We start from the raw sequence: 16,522 nt of genomic DNA, 5'->3' as shown, positions 1-16,522 counted from the left end.
TGAAAATGTGAACCGGGTTCCTCTCGTGAGTGGATTTATGACGTCTCGGCGCGTCGTCTGGCCATCAGCCCAGCGAGCCAGATGGTGGCGAGCCCCGTGAGCAGGAAGAGGAGCGAGCTGTAGTTCATGGCCTGCCGGGCCGCAACCCAGTCGTCCGGCATGAGGGGGAAGATCACCGTCAGTGCGAGCATCGCGTAGCCGGCGGCCAGCAGGCCCGCGGCCACCCGGAGCGCCCGGAGGCTCGCGCCCCGGAGTGCGCGCAGCAGGCTGGGGAGCAGGATCACGCCGGTGAAGCCCGGGTAGACCCGGCCGAGCTCGCCGTAGACGTCGAACCACGCGTGGTTGTCGCCAGCGCCGAGGCCCACGCTCGAGGGGAGGAGCCCCATCAGCAGGAACGACATCACGGTGCCTGCGCCGACGAGGGCCAGGGCTCCGAGCCCCCACGGCCCGAGCAGGGCGCTCTGCGCTGACCGCGCCGAGAACGCCCGGGCCACGCGCACCGCGAGCAGGAGGGTAATGGCGTAGATGAGGAACCGCAGCAGGAGGTTGGCGAGGTTGATGCCGCCCAAGGCTGCGTCGATGGCGAGGTAGGGACCGCCGATGCTGAGCAGGACGGCGAGGGCGATGAGGCCGAACAGGGCCATCATGAGCCGGTTCTCGCCCCGCAGTGCGGACGGGATGCGCACGAGCGCGAGGACCAGGGCCAGTGCGAACGTGACCCACGCGAGCGCCGTCATCCGAGGTGCTCCCACACTCGACGCACGTCCCTTGCATCCGTGGTCTGCCGGCGCAGGGCGCGGCCGAGGGCCGCGAGCCGCTCCGCCGCCATGAAGGCGAGCTCCGCGTCGGGAAGGCGATGGACCGCCTGCTCCCAGGCCTCGAGCGGCCACCCGGCCTCGGTGGCCGTGACGAGTCCCGTGACGACGAGACCGTTGCGCAGCCCCACCCCGGCCTCGCGCGCGGTGCTCACAGCGAGCTCGGGGCTGAGGCGGTTGGCCCGCAGCTGGGCCGAGAGGTTCTGCGGGGCAACGCCGGTGGCCTCGCTCACGCGCTGGCGCAGGTCGCCGTCGTCGATCGCATCGACCCACTGCCGGACGTCCGGCTCGCAGGAGGAGCACTCGCTCTCGGGCCGGGCGGCGGCCGGCCGCGCCCCGTGCGGGGGCACCTCGGACAGCTCGCCTCCGCGCACGAGCAGTTCCTCGAGCAGCCGAGCGGTGGAGACCTGGCTCAGCAGTTCTGCGTCGGTGGGCTTGGCGGTGCTCGCGGCAAGGTCCCGGTAGGGGGCGAACCGGGCGAGGCCGAGCACCGGATTCTCCCCGTACGCGCGGGCGACGGCGACGACGGTCGCCTCCGCGACCTTTCCCCGCACGAGCTGCTGCGCGAGCGTGCTGCGCTTGAGACCGGCCCGCCGGCAGATGTCCGCCGCGGTCTTGCCGGGCGCCAGCTCTTGTAGCCAGTCCCGGAACACCAACGCTGATACCGGCATGTACCCCCCCTTTTGATCCGGCGAGTGGCAGCCGTTTCGGCCCGCGCATCGCCTGTGCGTGTCGATTTTACGTGCTGGACGGGCTGGCCTATGCTGGATGAAGCCCGCTGGCTCGCGCACCCCCCAATCGCGAGTCGGCGGGCCTTTCACGTTTTCAGGAGAATCCCATGAGCATGCAGACCGCGGCGTGGAGTTCGCTGCATCAGATCTCCCGCGCCACCGAGGGCAGGAACCCGTTCAGCAAGGAGACCCTGCGGCGGGTGCTCACGTTCGCTGCGCCCCACCGTGGCCGCCTCGTCGCCTTCGTCCTGACCTCCATCGTCGCGGCGGTGACCGCCGTCGCCACCCCCGTGCTCGCTGGCCAGGTCGTGGACGCGATCGTGGGCCACTCCTCGGTCTCCACCGTGGTCTGGCTCGCGGTGCTCATCGCCGCCGTGGCCCTGGCCGACGCGGGGTTCGGGCTCCTGACGCGCTGGCTCTCGGCGACGATCGGCGAGGGCGTCATCCTGGACCTGCGCCGTGCCGTGTTCGACCACGTCCAGACCATGCCGATCGCCTTCTTCACCCGCACCCGCACGGGCGCCCTCGTGAGCCGCCTGAACAACGACGTCATCGGCGCCCAGGCCGCGTTCGCCGGCACCCTCTCGGGCGTGGTGAGCAACGCCGTCGCCCTGATCCTCACGGTGGCCGTCATGGCGCAGAAGTCCTGGCTCGTAACCGTCCTGGCGCTCATCCTCCTGCCGATCTTCCTCATCCCTGCCCGGCGCATGGGGGCGCGCGTCGCGGACCTGCGCCGCGAGGCAGCCGCGCACAACGCCACCATGAGCACCCAGATGACCGAGCGCTTCTCGGCGCCCGGCGCGACCCTCATCAAGCTCTTCGGGCGCCCCGACGAGGAGTCCCGCGAGTTCGCGCTGCGCGCGCGGCGTGTGCGGGACATCGGGATCCGCTCCTCGATGCTCTCCTTCACGTTCATCACCGCGCTCACCCTCGTCTCCTCGCTCGCCCTCGCGCTCGTCTACGGGGTGGGCGGCTGGCTCGCGATCGCCGGGCAGCTCGCGCCGGGCGACGTCGTGGTGCTCGCCCTGCTCCTGACGCGCCTCTACGCGCCGATCACCAACCTCTCAAGCGCCCGGGTGGAGATCATGAGTGCGCTCGTGAGCTTCGAGCGCGTCTTCGAGGTCCTCGACCTGACCCCGCTCATCCAGGAGAAGGCGGACGCACGGCCCCTCCCGGCGGGCCCCGTCGCGGTCGAGTTCGACGACGTCCGCTTCGGCTACCCGAGCGCCGACAAGGTCTCGCTCGCCTCGCTCGAGGAGGTCGCCGTGCTCGACACCCGCGGAGGGGAAGAGGTGCTCCACGGCATCTCCTTCCGGGTCGACCCGGGCCAGACGCTTGCACTCGTGGGATCGTCCGGCGCCGGCAAGTCCACGGTGGCGCAGCTGCTCTCGCGCCTCTACGACGTGGAGTCGGGGTCGGTGCGGATCGGCGGCGTCGACGTGCGGGACACGAGCTTCGCCTCCATGCGGGGCACCGTGGGCATGGTCACCCAGGACGGCCACCTGTTCCACGAGAGCATCGCCGCCAACCTCCGCCTCGCCCGGCCCGAGGCCACCGAGGAGGAGCTCTGGGACGTGCTGCGGCGCTCGCGGCTCGAGGACATGGTGCGCTCGCTCCCGGACGGGCTCGAGACCATCGTGGGGGAGCGGGGGTACCGGCTCTCCGGCGGCGAGCGGCAGCGGCTCACGATCGCGCGCCTGCTCCTCGCCGCCCCGCGGGTGGTGATCCTCGACGAGGCCACCGCCGCGCTCGACTCGACCAACGAGGCGGCCGTCCAGGCGGCCCTGGGGGAGGCGCTCGAGGGGCGCACCGCCGTCGTGATCGCACACCGCCTCTCCACGATCCGCGCCGCGGACCAGATCCTCGTGGTGGAGGACGGCCAGATCGTGGAGCGCGGCACCCATGGGGAGCTGCTCGCCGCGGGTGGACGGTACGCCGAGCTGTACACCACCCAGTTCGCCGAGGCCGCGGCCACGGCGGACGACTACGCGCAGTAGCCTCGAACCGTGGAATCCCGGATCGTCGTCTCGGCCGTCTGCGTCTTCGCGCACGACGGGCGTCTCCTCACCGTCCGCAAGCGCGGCACCGATCGCTTCATGCATCCGGGTGGGAAGCCCGAGGCCGGCGAATCCGCCGCCGACGCCGCGAGCCGCGAGCTCGAGGAGGAGGTGGGGATCGTCGTCGGCCCCGGAGCCCTCGAGCCCGTGGGCACCTGGATCGCGCGCGCGGCGAACGAGGCCGGCACGGACATCGAGGCCACCGTGTTCGCGGCCCCCGGGACCTACGATCCGGGCGCCGTGCACGCCGCGGCCGAGATCGCCGAGCTGCGCTGGATCGATCCGGCGGCGGAACCCGGGCCGGACCTCGCCCCGCTCCTGACCGACCACGTGCTGCCGCTCCTTGCGCGGCGCCCCTGACGGCCACCCCTTCTCTGGGAGCCAGGTGGGAAGTCTGTGAACCCCCGGTGAACAGTGGGCAAAACCGCCCCTGACCGCTGCTACTGCACGGTAACTTGGTGGGCCGTGACCACCTCCCGCCGCAGTTTCCTCACGGCAGCCTCCTTCGCAGCCCTCGGCGCCGCAGCCCTCACCGGTGCCGCCGCGCCGGCCTCGACCCGGAGCCTCGCCCCTGCAGCCCTGCCCGCCGATCCCAGCACCGCCGGGATCGACCACATCATCGTGGTGATGATGGAGAACCGCTCGTTCGACCACTTCCTCGGCTGGCTCCCCGGCGCCAACGGGAAGCAGGGCGGCCTCACCTACACCGACCGCTACGGCGTCCCCCACTCGACGCACCACCTCACGGACTTCCAGGGGTGCAGCCACCCCGACCCCGACCACTCCCAAGAGGGCGGGCTCATCGAGTACAACAACGGCAAGTGCGACGGCTGGCTGCGCGCCGGGGACAATGACGAGTTCGCGATCGGGTACTACACCGACGCCGACCTCGCGTTCTTCGCCCAGGCCGCGCCGGGCTGGACCGTGTGCGACAACTACTACGCCGCCGTCATGGCCGAGACCTACCCGAACCGGTTCTACCAGCACTCGGCGCAGACGGACCGCATCCACAACTCGACCGCCAACGCGACGATCCCCACGATCTGGGACCGCCTCGCCGCAGCGGGGGTGAGCGGGAAGTACTACTACTCCGACGTGCCGTTCGTGGCACTGTGGGGCACCAAGTACCTGCCCATCTCCGCCCAGTACTCGGAGTTCCTCAGCGACTGCGCGGCCGGCACGCTGCCGTCGGTGAGCTTCGTGGACCCGCGGTTCACGGACGAGAGCACCGGCACATCCGGCGACGACCACCCCCACGCGGACGTCCGCTCGGGCGAGCTCTTCCTCAACGAGATCTACAACGCCGTCACGAAGTCTCCGGCGTGGTCCCGCACCATGCTCGTGGTCAACTTCGACGAGTGGGGCGGCTTCTACGACCACGTGGCCCCGACCACCGCCCCGGACGTCAGCCCCACCACCGCGCTGCGCGGCTTCCGCGTCCCCGCCCTCGTCGTCTCGCCGTTCGCCCGCCGAGGCGCCATCGCCTCCGGCGCCTACGACCACACCTCGGTCCTCAAGGCCATCGAGTGGCGCTGGAACCTGCCGCCGCTCACTCCGCGCGACGCGAACGCCGCCAACATCGCCGAGGTCCTGGACTTCGCCTCGGCCCCGAACCTCAGTGCTCCGGCGTACACCGTCCCGCCGTTCGCGGCCGGCGCGCCCTGCACGCCCCTGCCCGGCGGCGACCCCGAAGACGAGTGGAAGCCCCTCAAGGACCGCGCCATCGCGGAAGGATGGAAGCTCTCATGACCCGCAGATCCCTCGCCCCGGGCGCCCTCGCCGTCGCCGCACGACGGCGGCCCCTCGCCGTCGTGCTCGCGGCGCTCGCCGTGCTGGTGCTCGCCGCCGTCGCCCTCGTGCGCGGGGGCGGAGGCCAGCCGGCCGAGGCCGCCGGATCGACCTCGCAGTACCTGCCCCCGAGCTCCCACGTGTTCGTCATCAACCTCGAGAACAAGGGCTATGACGAGACGTGGGGCCCGTCCTCGCAGGCGCCCTACCTCTCCCAGACCCTGCGCTCGCAGGGCGTCCTGCTCAACAGCTACTACGGGACCGGCCACAACTCGCTCGACAACTACGTCTCCGAGGTCTCGGGGCAGGGGCCGAACAGCCAGACCCAGGCGGACTGCCAGACGTATTCGCCGTTCGTCCAGACCGGCACGGCGGACCAGGGACAGGCGGTCGGCAGCGGGTGCGTGTACCCGTCCGGTGTGAAGACCATTGCGGACCAGCTCACCGCCGCGGGCAAGACCTGGAAGGGCTACATGGAGGACATGGGCACGCCCTGCCGCCACCCGCAGCTCGGCGCCGTCGACGACACCCAGAAGGCGCGGGTCGGGGACCAGTACGCGGCCCGCCACAACCCGTTCGTCTACTTCGCGGGCATCACCGGCTCACCGGACTGCGCGGCGAACGACGTCGACCTGTCCGCCCTCAGCGGCGACCTCGCCTCGGCCTCGACCACACCGGACGTCTCCTTCATCACCCCCAACCTGTGCCACGACGGGCACGACTCCCCGTGCGTCGACGGCCAGCCCGGTGGACTCGTCTCGGCCGATGCGTGGCTCAAGCAGTGGGTGCCCGTCATCACGGGCTCGCCCGCGTTCAAGCAGGACGGGGTCCTGGTCATCACGTTCGACGAATCGGACGGCCCGCAGCAGGACGCGAGCGCGTGCTGCGGCGAGGGGCCCGGTCCCAACGCCGCGCTCCCCGGCATCACGGGGCTGGGAGGCGGCCGCGTCGGGGCGCTCGTGCTCTCGCCGTTCACGGCCGGCGGCACGTGGTCCACGACGCCGTACAACCACTACAGCCTCCTCGCGAGCATCGAGGACCTCAAGGGACTGCCCTACCTCGGGTACGCGGGCACCCCGGGTCTGAACCGCTTCGGGCTCGATGTGTACAACAAGGGGGTCTGACCCCGGGTCGCTAGGGACGTGACCCCGGATGGGGTGAGACGTGACCCCGGGTCGCGGTGGGGGATCAGGGGCGGGGGAGCCGGCGGAGGACGCTCGTCAGGAGCAGGTCCTTCGCCGGCCCCTTGACGTCCCACGCGTAGCGAAGCTCGTCCGGGCCGATCGCCTCGTAGCGGACCCGGTAGTCGTCGGGGGAACACCAGTGGGCGCCGTCGTCCGCGGAGCCGGTCAGGTCCACCGCATGGAACGGCCGCCCGTCGGGGAAGAAGACGTCCATGGTCCCCGCGTGGGCGCCCGGGCGCCAGAGGTACTCGCGCTCGGCCGGCCCCTCATGGGCACCCCAGCGGACGGTGCCCCGTTCGCGCTGGCGGAGTCCGCCGTCGTCCGTCGGCTCGAACGCGACCGTGCCGGCGAAGCTGCCCCGTGCGCCCGAGGCCCGGTCCACGAGCTCGCGCTCCACGGCCCAGGGCCCGAGGAGGTAGGCGCGCAGATCGGGGACGGGATATGACAAGTGCCCCCGACCGGAATCGAACCGATGGCCTGCCCTTTAGGAGAGGGCCGCTCTATCCTACTGAGCTACGGGGGCCGGCCCGGATCGCGCCGGGCACGCTGACAAGCATACCGGCTGGCGGGGCGCCCGCGCCGCACGCCGCGGTCGTGGCTAGGCTGGGCCCGTGGCAGCGGCAGAGGCATCGACCGACCGGATCCGGCACTACCTGGGCGCGTGGTCGGCGGTGAGCGTCCTCCAGTTCTTCGCCGCGGAGGCGGCCACGATCGCCGGCTGGCGCGGCCCCGCCCCGTACAGCCGGCGGCTGAACTTCATCAGCGACCTCGGGCAGGTCAGCTGCGGCCTCCACGGCACCCGCGAGATCTGTTCGCCGCTGCACGCGCTCATGGACGTCTCCTTCGTCCTCCAGGGCGTGGGGATGGTGATCGCGGCGCTGCTCATCACCTCGGCCGTGCTCCGCGTCGCCGCCCAGGACCGGGCCGTCCTCGCCCAGGCGCGGCTCTCCCGCGCCCTCGTGGCGCGCGCGCCGAGGACGGCGCGCCCATCGCGCGCCGCGGGACGTGCACGCACGACGCCGGCCGCCGCCGCCCGCGGGAGCCTCGCCGCGGCGATCCGGTCGGGCCACCCGGCGGTCGCCGTGCCCTGGGCGGCGACGCTCGCGGTGCGGATCCTCCTCGGGCTCGCCGGCACGGGGGTGGCGGTCGTGGGACTCGTCCCGCAGGACTCCATCGAGGCCGTGCACCTGGTCGCGGCGGGCGCCTACTTCGTGGGCGGCTCGCTCGCGCTGGTGGTGCTCGGCCTGCTGTGGATCGGGCGCTCCGCGGCGGCGTGGCCCGTGCTGCTGTGCGGCGGCGCCTCGTTCGTCGCGACGCTCGTGGGCGGGGCCGTCCGCCTCCACGTCCCCGAGCCGGGGACCCTCGAGCGGTTCATGGGCTACCCCATCACGGTGGGCATCGCCTTGGTGGGCGCGGTCATCGCCTACCGTCTCGGTGTGCCGGCCCGGCAGGCCCGCGCCCTGCGCCGCGTGCGCGCCTGAGCCCGGGCCGCGCCCCCGACGTGCGGGGCGTCAGGCGCCCGAGGCGCGCTCCGGCGTCGTGCGCCTGCGGCGCGCGGCGAGCACCGCGGCTCCGGCACCGAGGAGGATGGCGAAGAGCAGCACCCAGCCCGCCACCACGAGGACCGACGCGACCACCGCGGCCCCGGCGTCCGCGCCGGGAGCGAGCGCGCTGTCCACCGCGATGTTGCCCCACAGCCGCACGATCGCGAACACGACCACCACGGCGAACGAGACCCGCCGCAGGACCTTGCCCTTCACCCACGTGCCGAAGACGAGCAGGAACGTGAAGCCGGTGATGAGCGGGAACAGCGTGCCTGCGGTCTTGTGCACGTAGCTGAGCTGGCCGCGGGCGGCGTCGTCGAGCGCTCCCTGCAGCCGGTGCGCGTAGTCCGGGGAGAATCCGCCCACGAGCGAGTCCGGCATGGCGAGGCCCCCCGAGAGCTGGGTCATCTGCGAGAGCGTGAGCAGGTGGTAGTACCAGAACATGAACACGCTGGCCACGAGGGCGGCGATGATGATCAGCCGTGCGTTGCCCTGGGCCTGCTCCGGCGTGCGCCGCGTGGTGGGGTTGGCGGGCTGGCCGGGGCGGGCACTCGGGGCGACGGCGGCGCGCCCGCCGTGCTTGCGGGCCCGCTGGGCAGGGGTCTTGGACATGGGTCCATTATCCGTCGCGCACGGCGGCGCCCCCGACCGTGGGCCTGCCGGGACAGCGGCCGGACGTGGGGCCCGCGGGTAGGCTGGGCGTGTGCCTGAGACCAGCGACATCGCCCGCACCCTGCCCGACCTCGACCCGGACCTGACCGACGCCGCACTGGCCGAGGCGCTCGTGCGCACGGCCGGGACGCTCGCGCTCCAGATGCGGCGCGAGGGCCTCGAGGCCCAGCGGAAGTCCTCCGTCTCCGACATCGTGACCGCCGCGGACAAGGCCGCCGAGGCGTACATCCTCGCCCAGCTGCGCCGCTGCCGCCCCGAGGACGGGGTCTTCGGCGAGGAGGGCACCGACGTGCCGTCCTCCTCGGGCCGGACGTGGGTCGTGGACCCCGTGGACGGGACGTACAACTTCTTCGCCGGATCGAGCTACTGGTGCTCCGCCCTGGCCCTCCGCGGGCCGGCCTCGAGCGCGGACGCCGACCCGGAGGCGCTCCTCGGCGCGATCTTCCAGCCCCAGGAGGACAAGCTCTGGATCGGCGGCGCCGGGGTCCCCGCCACGCTCAACGGCAATCCCCTCGAGGGGCCGGCCGACGCGCGCCTGGGCATGCTCGGGGTCGCGACGTCGATCCAGCCGCGCTGGCTCGAGCAGCCGCTCTCGGCGATGCCATGGCACGCCGCCGCCGTCCAGTCCGCCTCGATCCGCATCCTCGGCTCCGGCTCGTGCGACCTCGCCCGCGTGGCCCAGGGCGAGATCGGGGCGTGGTTCCAGCACTCGTGCCCGCAGTGGGACTGGCTCCCCGGCAAGGCGATCCTCACCGCTGCCGGCGGCACCACGGCGACCGTCGAGGTCAACGGGCTCACCTGGTTCGCGGCCGGAGGCGCGACGGCCGTCCGCGAGATCGTCTCGGCCCTGTCCTCGGCGCGGCTCGGCTGAGGCGCCCCTCCGGGGGACTCCAGACGGGCCGGCGGCGCCCTTGACCCCGCACCGGCCCGGTGCTGTGCTGGACTGAGCCAGAGGCCGGAAACGGTCCTGGGAGCGGGCCGGTCCCGCCAGACGAGGCGCACGGAGGATAACCATGGCCAGCATCGACAACCAGGATCCGGCACGCAGCCTCAGCGAGGAGGAGGACCCCTCGCTGGACTTCTCCGTCGAGCCCGACGAGAAGGTCTGGGACGAGGAGGACGGCCTGATCGACGCCGAGGACGTGGTGGTCGAACCGGGCCCGGCCGACGTCCCGGAGGCGGACCCGGCCGACGTCGCGGAGCAGCACCGCGGCCTGGACGAGTAGGGGCCGGACGCCGGGGCACTCCGTTGCCGCGGCAGGCGCCGCGGCGGAGAATGGTCGTAGGACAGGGGCGGACGTCGTCGAAGGATCCGCCGGAGCTTCGCGCCCGCCGCCGGCCCGCCGGGAAGTAGGTCCTGCCATGTTCGAGTACTTCTCCGAAGCCCACGAGCTCTTCGTGTACCGCCTGGGAATCGCCCGCGGAACAAGCCGCCGCTCGATCGTCACGTTGGGAGTCCTCGAGCAGGAGTCGCAGCGGCGCGAGGTCGCGGCCCTCATGCTCGACCTCAGCGAGGAGGCAAGGCTGCATGCGGCCGTCCTCGAGGACTGCTTCGCCGAGCTCGAGCGCAACGTCGCCGTCCCCCCGGGGCACGCGGCCGACGGGCTCGACAAGGAGGCGCACGCGATCCTGCGCAAGACGGCCGACGGCATCAAGGACCTCGCGGTCCTGCCGCTCGCCCTCGAGGTGCTCTACAGCGCGATCGCCGTGTACGAGCCGCTGACCGTCTACGCACGGGAGTGGATCAGTGCGCACCTCGCCGATCAGCTGGAGAAGTGCCTCATCGAGCAGCTCGCCTCGCGCAACCGGGTCCTCGAGCTCATGCGCGAGGTCTTCGCCAGCGCGGAGACCGTCCAGGCCAAGACGGACTGAGGCAGGAGGGAGGTGCGCACATGAACCACCACGAGCCGGGCCAGCAGGAGCCGGGCGCGCGCGAGAGCAGACCCGAGTCCTTCATGAGGACCATGGGCCGCCTGCGCGGGCTCTACGGGCCGGCCAATCGCCGGATCGCCACCGAGCCCGAGCGCCACGGCCACAATCCCGAGGACCTCAAGGAGGCGCGGGAGCTCGACGGGATCGACATCGAGACCGACAGCGAGGGGCACCGCTACGGCGTACGCCGCCCGAGCGGAGCCTGAGGGGCCAGGGTGTGGCCGGGGCGTCCATCGTCCCGGCCACGCCCGCGCCCTGGGCGGCCCCGAGAAGTGTCAGCCGCGCGGCCTAAAATAGAGGGATCATGGATATGCTCTTCGATCCCTACGCCCATCTGCCCAAGACCGGCCTGCCCGGCGGGGCGGAGGAACCAGACCCCGAGGAGCTTCCGCCCGCCCCGGAGGAGGAGACCGGCGCTCCCGAGGACCTGCCCGAGGACTGGCTGCCAGCCTCCGACCCGGCCGAGGACGCGCGCCGGGCGGCGGAGGCCGAGGCCGCCCACCTGCTCGAGGGGCTCAACCCGCAGCAGCTCGAGGCAGTGACCCACGCCGGCGCCCCCCTGCTCATCGTCGCGGGCGCCGGGTCCGGTAAGACGCGCGTGCTCTCGCACCGGATCGCCTACCTCATCGCGACAGGCCGGGCCCACCACGGCGAGATCCTCGCCATTACCTTCACGAACAAGGCCGCCGCCGAGATGCGCGAGCGCATCGAGGCCCTCGTGGGCGAGCGCGCGCAGCGGATGTGGATCTCCACGTTCCACTCCTCCTGCGTGCGCATCCTCCGCCGCGAGGCGAAGTCCGTGGGGCTGAACTCGAACTTCTCGATCTACGACTCCGCCGATTCGCTCCGGCTCATCACGCTCGTGCACAAGGGCCTCGAGCTGGACCCCAAGAAGGTGGCCCCCAAGGCGGTCCAGCACAAGATCTCCGCGCTCAAGAACGAGCTCATCGATGCGGACGACTTCGCCGGCCGCGCGAACATGAACGATCCGTTCGAGGCCGGCGTGGCCGAGGTCTACAAGGGCTACACCCAGCGCCTGCGCCAGGCGAACGCCATGGACTTCGACGACCTGATCGCGGAGACCGTGTACATGTTCCGGGCCTTCCCGGCGCTCGCCGAGACCTACCGCCGCCGGTTCCGGCACGTCCTCGTCGACGAGTATCAGGACACCAACCACGCCCAGTACGCCCTCGTGCGGGAGATCGTGGGCGAAGGGCCGGAGGCGTCCGAGCTCACGGTGGTGGGCGACTCCGACCAGTCCATCTACGCCTTCCGCGGCGCGGACATCCGCAACATCGTGGAGTTCGAGAAGGACTACCCCGAGGCCCGCACCATCAAGCTCGAGCAGAACTACCGCTCCACCCAGACGATCCTCTCCGCCGCGAACGCCGTGATCTCGCGCAACCCGAACCGGCCGGAGAAGCGCCTGTGGACCTCGGAGGGGGACGGCGAGAAGATCATTGGCTACGCGGCCGAGAACGAGCACGAGGAAGCGCGCTTCATCGCCAAAGAGATCGACCGGCTCACCGACACCGGCGAGTTCCGCCCCGGCGACGTCGCGGTGTTCTACCGCACCAACGCCCAGTCCCGCAGCCTCGAGGAGATCCTCATGCGTGTGGGCCTGCCCTACAAGGTGGTCGGCGGCACCCGCTTCTACGAGCGCAAGGAGATCAAGGACGCGCTCGCCTACCTGCGCGTGCTGGTCAACCCGGACGACGACGTCAACCTCCGCCGCGTCCTCAACGAGCCGAAGCGGGGCATCGGCGAGCGGGCCGAGGGCACCATCGCCGCCTTCGCCGAGCGGGAGCGCCTCTCCTTCATGGCCGCCGCCCGCCGCGCCGAGGAGGTCCCGGGCATGGCCACCCGCTCGCTCAACGCGGTGAAGGGATTCGTCAAGCTCCTCGACGACCTCGCTGCGGTGGCGGAGGGGTCGGGAGCGGCCGAGGCCCTCGAGGCCGTCCTCGAGCAGACCGGCTATCTCGCGGGCCTGCGCAGCTCGACGGACCCCCAGGACGAGTCGCGCGTCGAGAACCTGGCCGAGCTCGTCGCCGTCGTGCGCGAATACGAGCGCGACAATCCCGAGGGGAGCCTCGAGGAGTTCCTCGAGCAGGTCTCGCTCGTCGCGGACGCGGACCAGATCCCGGACACGCCGGACGGCGCCTCCCAGGCCGAGGTCGACGCGGCGGTCGCGGAGGCGCGGCGGCAGGGCGTCGTGACGCTCATGACCCTGCACACGGCCAAGGGCCTCGAGTTCCCGGTCGTGTTCCTGACCGGCATGGAGCACGGGGTCTTCCCGCACCGCCGGTCCGCGACGGACCCCGAGGAGCTCGCCGAAGAGCGCCGGCTCGCCTACGTGGGCCTCACACGCGCCCGGAAGCGGCTCTACCTCACCCGCTCCGAGGTGCGCAGCCTCTGGGGCCAGAGCGAGTACTACCCGGCCAGCCAGTTCCTGGGCGAGGTCCCGGCCGAGCTGATCGACTGGAAGCGCGAGGGGTCCAAGCGGCCGCCCGCCGTGGGCAGCGCCGCCGACCGGTACGACCGGCTCGGCGGCCGGTACGGCGGCTCCTCCTGGGGCGCCGGGACGAGCCGGAACGCGAACTTCTCCTCGATCTCCCCGGCGTCGGCGCCCTCCGCGGCCACGACCAAGGGGCGGGTACAGCCGCAGAAGGAGGTCATCGCGGTCTCGGTGGGGGACAAGGTCAACCACACGGCGTTCGGCAACGGCACGGTGATCGGCGTCGAGGGCGCCGGCGACAAGACCGTCGCGAAGGTGAGCTTCGACGTCGGCGAGAAGCGCCTCCTGCTGCGCTATGCACCCCTGACCAAGGTGAGCTGAGCGCCGCCGCCCATTGAGCCTGGGCCCCGGCGGTCCTACCCTGTCGTCGAACGGTGTGGGGGACCGCCGGGGTAGCCGTGGGCAAGGAGGCGGAACGGTGGCCGAGTCGATTCCCGCGGGGTACAGCCCCCGCCTCTACAACGAGGACCTCGCGCCTGCCGAGCACAGGAGGTGGGGCTTCTACTCCCTGTTCGCGATGTGGATGTCGGACATCCATTCGCTCGGCGGGTACACGTTCGCCGCCGGGCTCTTCGCGATCGGCCTCGGCGCGTGGCAGGTCTTCCTCGCGCTCGTGGTGGGGATCGTCATCGTCTTCCTCCTCATGAACCTCTCCGGGTACGCGGGCCAGAAGACGGGCGTGCCCTACCCGGTGCTGGCCAGGATCTCCTTCGGTACGATCGGGGCCAACCTCCCCGCCCTCATCCGGGCCCTCGTCGCGATCGCGTGGTACGGCATCCAGACCTGGCTCGCGTCCCGGGCGGTGATCATCATCGCGCTGAAGATCTGGCCCGGCGCCCAGGGGCTGACCGAGAACAACTTCCTCGGCGAGTCCACCCTAGGCTGGCTCGGCTTCCTCCTCATGTGGGCACTGCAGCTCGTCCTCCTGCGCAACGGCATGGACACCATCCGCCGCTTCCAGGACTGGGCCGGCCCGGCCGTGTGGGTGGTCATGGGACTCCTCGTGGTCTACATCCTGCTCAAGGCCGGCTGGAAGGTCTCCTTCGAGCTGCAGGGCGGCACGGCCACGTGGGGAGTGGGGCACGCGTTCGCCGCGGCCATCGCGCTCACCGTCACCTACTTCTCCACGCTGCTGCTCAACTTCTGTGACTTCTCCCGCTTCGCACCGGACCGCCGGTCGGTGTGGTCCGCGAACCTGTGGGGCCTGCCCGTGAACTTCATCGCCTTCTCGGTCGTGTCCGTGGTGGTCACGGCCGGCACCTACCAGGTGTACGGGAAGCACATCTACGATCCGGTCGAGATCGTGGGCCGCATCGACAGCGTGTGGGCGCTCCTGCTCGGCGCCGTCACGTTCGCGGTCGCGACCCTGGGCATCAACGTCGTCGCGAACTTCGTCTCGCCCGCCTACGACCTGGCCAACGTCTGGCCGGAGAAGATCACGTTCAAGCGCGGAGGCCTGATCGCGGCGCTCATCGCCCTCGTGATCACCCCGTGGAACCTGTTCAACAGTCCGCTGGTCGTGAACCTCTTCCTGGGCGGCCTCGGCGCCCTGCTGGGTCCCCTCTTCGGGATCATCATGGTGGACTACTACGTGCTCAGGAGGCAGCATGTGGCGGTCGGCGACCTCTTCCGGGAGCGCGGCTACTACACCTACCGCAACGGCTGGAACCTGAAGGCCGTGGGCTCGTTCGCCGTCTCGGCGGTGCCCGCCGTCATCGTCGCGCTCGTCCCCGCCTTCGATTACCTCGCGCCCTTCTCGTGGTTCATCGGCGCCGCGATCGCCGCCGTCGTGCACTGGGCGATCTCCCGTCACGACACCTCCATCGCGGAGTCCGTCGCCGCGGCCGCAGCGGCCGAACCGGCGGCAGGAAGGCCGCCGGAAGCGCTGATCTGACCGGGAACGCGGCCCCCGACGCCTAGCGCACGGCGGGCTATTTCTACGAATTGTAGAGCTGTGCGGTTGGTCACGAACTGAGCCCCTGGGGAGCCCGCGCCGCCGCGAGGGATTAGAGTTTCCCCTTGGAGCATCAGGCCCGCCGAGGGGAGCTCCCCACGGCACACTCGTGCGTGCTCCGAGTCAGAACTACTTTCGACGTAGAGGACCTGAACCGTGGACCTGTTTGAATATCAGGCGCGCGATCTGTTCGAGGCGCACGGGGTTCCCGTGCTCGCCGGCATCGTTGCGCACACCCCCGAGGAAGCCAAGGCCGCGGCCGAGAAGATTGGCGGGGTCACCGTCGTCAAGGCTCAGGTGAAGGTCGGCGGCCGCGGCAAGGCGGGCGGCGTCAAGGTCGCCAAGACCGCGGACGAGGCGTTCGAGCACGCCACGAACATCCTCGGCATGGACATCAAGGGCCACACCGTCAAGCGGGTCATGATCGCCGCGGGTGCGGACATCGCCGAGGAGTTCTACTTCTCGGTCCTGCTCGACCGCGCCAACCGCAACTACCTGGCCATGTGCTCGGTCGAGGGCGGCATGGAGATCGAGCAGCTCGCCGTCGAGCGGCCCGAGGCCCTCGCCAAGGTTCCGGTCGACCCGGCCGTGGGCATCGACGCCGCCAAGGCCGCCGAGATCGTCGAGGCCGCCGGCTTCGCCCCCGAGCTGCGCGAGAAGGTCGCGGGCGTCATCGTCAAGCTGTGGGACGTCTTCAAGGGCGAGGACGCCACGCTGGTCGAGGTCAACCCGCTCGTCCGCACGGGCGCCGGCGACATCATCGCGCTGGACGGCAAGGTCTCCCTCGACGAGAACGCGGGCTTCCGCCACGCCGAGCACGAGGAGCTCGTCGACAAGGACTCCGAGGACCCGCTCGAGGCCAAGGCCAAGGCCCTCGACCTCAACTACGTCAAGCTGGACGGTGAGGTCGGCATCATCGGCAACGGCGCCGGCCTCGTGATGTCCACCCTCGATGTGGTGGCCTACGCCGGCGAGAAGCACGGCAACGTCAAGCCCGCCAACTTCCTCGACATCGGCGGCGGCGCCTCGGCCGAGGTCATGGCGAACGGCCTCGGCATCATCCTGGGCGACGAGCAGGTCAAGAGCGTCTTCGTCAACGTCTTCGGCGGCATCACCGCCTGCGACGCTGTCGCCAACGGCATCGTGGGCGCCCTCAACAAGCTCGGCGACTCCGCGAACAAGCCGCTCGTGGTGCGCCTCGACGGCAACAACGTCGACGAGGGCCGCCGCATCCTCCACGAGGCCAACCACCCGCTGGTCACCCTCGCCGAGAACATGGACCAGGGCGCCGACAAGGCCGCTGAGCTGGCCAACGCTGCGAAGTAAGGAC

Annotated in this window: 16 protein-coding genes and 1 tRNA gene; 12 read left to right on the top strand and 5 right to left on the bottom strand. The window is 71.4% G+C overall.

Going from position 1 to position 16,522, the window contains the following annotated elements:
* Positions 1 to 35: 35 nt before the first annotated feature.
* Complete coding sequence (locus ACVWWH_RS18695; RefSeq protein WP_457317602.1) at positions 36 to 737, bottom strand: hypothetical protein; 702 nt, start codon at positions 735 to 737, stop codon at positions 36 to 38.
* Positions 734 to 1,486 (bottom strand): hypothetical protein, encoded by a 753-nt coding sequence (locus ACVWWH_RS18690; RefSeq protein ID WP_457317601.1) that lies wholly within the window; start codon positions 1,484 to 1,486, stop codon positions 734 to 736. The genes ACVWWH_RS18695 and ACVWWH_RS18690 overlap by 4 nt, the downstream gene beginning before the upstream one ends.
* Before the next feature lie 167 nt (positions 1,487 to 1,653).
* On the opposite strand from ACVWWH_RS18690, the gene ACVWWH_RS18685 reads away from it, so the two are divergent.
* From ACVWWH_RS18685 to ACVWWH_RS18670, 4 genes are all read left to right on the top strand, one after another.
* Positions 1,654 to 3,543 carry an ABC transporter ATP-binding protein gene (locus tag ACVWWH_RS18685; protein ID WP_457317600.1) on the top strand — a complete coding sequence of 630 codons (1,890 nt, stop codon included), beginning with the start codon at positions 1,654 to 1,656 and terminating at the stop codon, positions 3,541 to 3,543.
* Positions 3,544 to 3,552: 9 nt separating this feature from the next.
* Positions 3,553 to 3,963, top strand: a complete 411-nt coding sequence (locus ACVWWH_RS18680; RefSeq protein ID WP_457317599.1) for an NUDIX hydrolase — start codon at positions 3,553 to 3,555, stop codon at positions 3,961 to 3,963.
* A gap of 105 nt (positions 3,964 to 4,068) precedes the next feature.
* The gene (locus ACVWWH_RS18675) at positions 4,069 to 5,352 is read left to right on the top strand and encodes an alkaline phosphatase family protein (RefSeq protein ID WP_457317598.1); all 1,284 of its coding nucleotides are present in this window, start codon (positions 4,069 to 4,071) and stop codon (positions 5,350 to 5,352) included.
* Positions 5,349 to 6,515 carry an alkaline phosphatase family protein gene (locus tag ACVWWH_RS18670; RefSeq protein ID WP_457317597.1) on the top strand — a complete coding sequence of 389 codons (1,167 nt, stop codon included), beginning with the start codon at positions 5,349 to 5,351 and terminating at the stop codon, positions 6,513 to 6,515. Before ACVWWH_RS18675 ends, ACVWWH_RS18670 begins: the two co-directional genes overlap by 4 nt.
* Before the next feature lie 64 nt (positions 6,516 to 6,579).
* On the opposite strand, the gene ACVWWH_RS18665 is transcribed toward ACVWWH_RS18670, so the two are convergent.
* Both ACVWWH_RS18665 and ACVWWH_RS18660 read right to left on the bottom strand, forming a co-directional pair.
* Positions 6,580 to 7,023, bottom strand: coding sequence for a DUF6314 family protein (locus ACVWWH_RS18665; protein WP_457317596.1), 444 nt, complete (start codon positions 7,021 to 7,023; stop codon positions 6,580 to 6,582).
* A gap of 1 nt (position 7,024) precedes the next feature.
* Positions 7,025 to 7,098: transfer RNA gene (locus tag ACVWWH_RS18660), tRNA-Arg, on the bottom strand.
* 88 nt (positions 7,099 to 7,186) lie between these two features.
* Here ACVWWH_RS18660 and ACVWWH_RS18655 point away from each other — a divergent pair.
* Positions 7,187 to 8,056: a hypothetical protein gene (locus tag ACVWWH_RS18655; protein WP_066496271.1), complete on the top strand. Its 870-nt coding sequence runs from the start codon at positions 7,187 to 7,189 to the stop codon at positions 8,054 to 8,056.
* A 30-nt stretch (positions 8,057 to 8,086) separates the two neighbouring features.
* On the opposite strand, the gene ACVWWH_RS18650 is transcribed toward ACVWWH_RS18655, so the two are convergent.
* Positions 8,087 to 8,731 (bottom strand): hypothetical protein, encoded by a 645-nt coding sequence (locus tag ACVWWH_RS18650; protein ID WP_457317595.1) that lies wholly within the window; start codon positions 8,729 to 8,731, stop codon positions 8,087 to 8,089.
* 91 nt (positions 8,732 to 8,822) lie between these two features.
* Here ACVWWH_RS18650 and ACVWWH_RS18645 point away from each other — a divergent pair, with 91 nt between their 5' ends.
* The 7 genes from ACVWWH_RS18645 (at position 8,823) to sucC (ending at position 16,518) form a co-directional block, all read left to right on the top strand.
* Complete coding sequence (locus tag ACVWWH_RS18645; protein ID WP_229710880.1) at positions 8,823 to 9,662, top strand: inositol monophosphatase family protein; 840 nt, start codon at positions 8,823 to 8,825, stop codon at positions 9,660 to 9,662.
* Positions 9,663 to 9,804: 142 nt separating this feature from the next.
* Positions 9,805 to 10,017 carry a hypothetical protein gene (locus ACVWWH_RS18640; protein ID WP_066496277.1) on the top strand — a complete coding sequence of 71 codons (213 nt, stop codon included), beginning with the start codon at positions 9,805 to 9,807 and terminating at the stop codon, positions 10,015 to 10,017.
* A 136-nt stretch (positions 10,018 to 10,153) separates the two neighbouring features.
* Positions 10,154 to 10,663, top strand: coding sequence for a DUF892 family protein (locus tag ACVWWH_RS18635; RefSeq protein WP_066496285.1), 510 nt, complete (start codon positions 10,154 to 10,156; stop codon positions 10,661 to 10,663).
* Positions 10,664 to 10,683: 20 nt separating this feature from the next.
* Positions 10,684 to 10,929 (top strand): hypothetical protein, encoded by a 246-nt coding sequence (locus ACVWWH_RS18630; protein ID WP_066496287.1) that lies wholly within the window; start codon positions 10,684 to 10,686, stop codon positions 10,927 to 10,929.
* A gap of 104 nt (positions 10,930 to 11,033) precedes the next feature.
* Positions 11,034 to 13,559 (top strand): DNA helicase PcrA, encoded by a 2,526-nt coding sequence (pcrA, locus tag ACVWWH_RS18625; RefSeq protein ID WP_457317617.1) that lies wholly within the window; start codon positions 11,034 to 11,036, stop codon positions 13,557 to 13,559.
* A 97-nt stretch (positions 13,560 to 13,656) separates the two neighbouring features.
* Positions 13,657 to 15,132, top strand: a complete 1,476-nt coding sequence (locus ACVWWH_RS18620; protein WP_066496291.1) for an NCS1 family nucleobase:cation symporter-1 — start codon at positions 13,657 to 13,659, stop codon at positions 15,130 to 15,132.
* A gap of 216 nt (positions 15,133 to 15,348) precedes the next feature.
* A complete protein-coding gene (sucC, locus tag ACVWWH_RS18615; RefSeq protein WP_457317594.1) occupies positions 15,349 to 16,518 on the top strand; it encodes an ADP-forming succinate--CoA ligase subunit beta in 1,170 nt (389 codons plus the stop codon).
* Positions 16,519 to 16,522 lie beyond the last annotated feature (4 nt).

The organism is Sinomonas sp. RB5 (assembly GCF_054063535.1).
This window is presented reverse-complemented; position numbering and strand designations above follow the sequence as displayed.

Bases quoted from the DNA above. Each gene is read 5' to 3' on its own strand.
- ACVWWH_RS18695 (WP_457317602.1), bottom strand. From the start codon at position 737: ATGACGGCGCTCGCGTGGGTCACGTTCGCACTGGCCCTGGTCCTCGCG.
- ACVWWH_RS18690 (WP_457317601.1), bottom strand. From the start codon at position 1,486: ATGCCGGTATCAGCGTTGGTGTTCCGGGACTGGCTACAAGAGCTGGCG.
- ACVWWH_RS18685 (WP_457317600.1), top strand. From the start codon at position 1,654: ATGAGCATGCAGACCGCGGCGTGGAGTTCGCTGCATCAGATCTCCCGC.
- ACVWWH_RS18670 (WP_457317597.1), top strand. From the start codon at position 5,349: ATGACCCGCAGATCCCTCGCCCCGGGCGCCCTCGCCGTCGCCGCACGA.
- ACVWWH_RS18650 (WP_457317595.1), bottom strand. From the start codon at position 8,731: ATGTCCAAGACCCCTGCCCAGCGGGCCCGCAAGCACGGCGGGCGCGCC.
- ACVWWH_RS18640 (WP_066496277.1), top strand. From the start codon at position 9,805: ATGGCCAGCATCGACAACCAGGATCCGGCACGCAGCCTCAGCGAGGAG.
- ACVWWH_RS18635 (WP_066496285.1), top strand. From the start codon at position 10,154: ATGTTCGAGTACTTCTCCGAAGCCCACGAGCTCTTCGTGTACCGCCTG.
- ACVWWH_RS18630 (WP_066496287.1), top strand. From the start codon at position 10,684: ATGAACCACCACGAGCCGGGCCAGCAGGAGCCGGGCGCGCGCGAGAGC.
- pcrA (WP_457317617.1), top strand. From the start codon at position 11,034: ATGCTCTTCGATCCCTACGCCCATCTGCCCAAGACCGGCCTGCCCGGC.